This is a genomic window from Streptomyces sp. NPDC058291 (assembly GCF_042880855.1).
In the GTDB taxonomy this organism is placed as follows: Bacteria; Actinomycetota; Actinomycetes; order Streptomycetales; family Streptomycetaceae; genus Streptomyces.
Map to the genome: position 1 here is coordinate 1 of NZ_JBHVYK010000178.1, position 1,455 is coordinate 1,455.

Below are 1,455 nucleotides of genomic sequence, written 5' to 3' on the forward strand. Positions count from 1 at the left end.
TCATGGAGGATGTGGTCGACGAGGGTGAGCGGATCGTGGTGCGGGCCCGGACGCCGCTGGACACCGCGGTCTGCCCGGTGTGCGGGGCCTCGTCGGGACGGGTGCACGGCTATCACTGGCGGACGGTGGCCGACGTTCCGGGCGACGGGCGACGGGTGGTGGTCCGTGTGCGGGTGCGGCGTCTGGTGTGTCCCACACGCGGCTGCCGCCACACCCTCCGCGAACAGGTGCCCGGGGTGCTGGAGCGATACCAGCGACGCACCGCTCGTCTGACCAGGCAGGTCAAGGCCGTGGTCAAAGAGTTAGCGGGCCGGGCGGGATCACGTCTGCTGGCGATACTCGCGGTGGGCCTGTCCCGTCACACGGCCCTGCGCACCCTGCTGCGCATCCCGTTGCCCACCGGGCGGGTGCCCCGCGTGATCGGCGTCGACGATTTCGCCCTGCGCCGGCGGCACCGCTATGCCACCGTGGTGATCGACGCCGAGACCCATGAGTGGATCGACGTGCTGCCCGACCGCACGGCCGACATGCTGGAAGCGTAGCTGCGCGGGCATCCGGGCATCGAGGTCGTGTGCCGCGACGGCTCAGCCACCTACGCCGAGGCCATCCGCCGTGCTCTGCCTGACGCGGTGCAAGTCGGTGATCGCTGGCATTTATGGAAGAACCTGTGCGAAGCCGCCCTGAGCGAGGTGAAGGCACACAGCACCTGCTGGGCCACCGTACTGGACGCGCCGATCTACGACGGGCCCCGCGCTCAGACCACCCTCGAACGCTGGCACCAGGTCCTGGCCTGCTAGAGAAGGGCGTGGGCCTGCTCGAATGCGCCCGCCGCCTGCAACTGGCCCTGAACACCGTCAAACGCTACGCCCGAGCCGACCGGCCCGAGCGCATGCTCCGCGTCCCCAAGTACCGTGCCGGCCTGGTCGATCCCTACCGCGAGCACCTGCGTAAACGCCGAAGTGAAGACCCCGGCGTCCCCGTCCAGCACCTCTTCGAAGAGATCAAGACCCTCGGCTTCACGGGCTGCCTGAACCTTCTGCACAAGTACATCAGCCAAGGCCGCGCGGACGCCGACCACAGCCATATCTCGCCACGCCGACTCGCCCGGATGCTGCTGACCAGACCCGACAACCTCAAGCCCGAGCAGCACGAGCTCCTGGCCAAGCTCACCGCCGCCTGCCCCGAGATGAGCCAACTGGCCTCAGGTATCAGAGACTTCGCCCCGCTCCTTACGCCACACACCGACAACGCCGATGCGCTCACGCGCTGGATCGCCCAAGTCCGAACAGCCGATCTGCCCCACCTACACGCCTTCACCCGGGGCCTGGACCGGGACATCGACGCCGTGATCGCCGCCCTCACGCTTCCGTACAGCAACGGCCCCACCGAGGGCGTCAACACCAAGACCAAACGGATCGCACGCCAGATGCACGGACGAGCAGGCTTCACCCTGCT

Annotated in this window: 1 pseudogene; it reads left to right on the forward strand. The window is 68.5% G+C overall.

Annotated elements, in window-relative coordinates:
- Positions 1–2: 2 nt before the first annotated feature.
- Positions 3–1,455: pseudogene (locus tag ACFVYK_RS37945) on the forward strand (ISL3 family transposase); the annotation flags it as partial.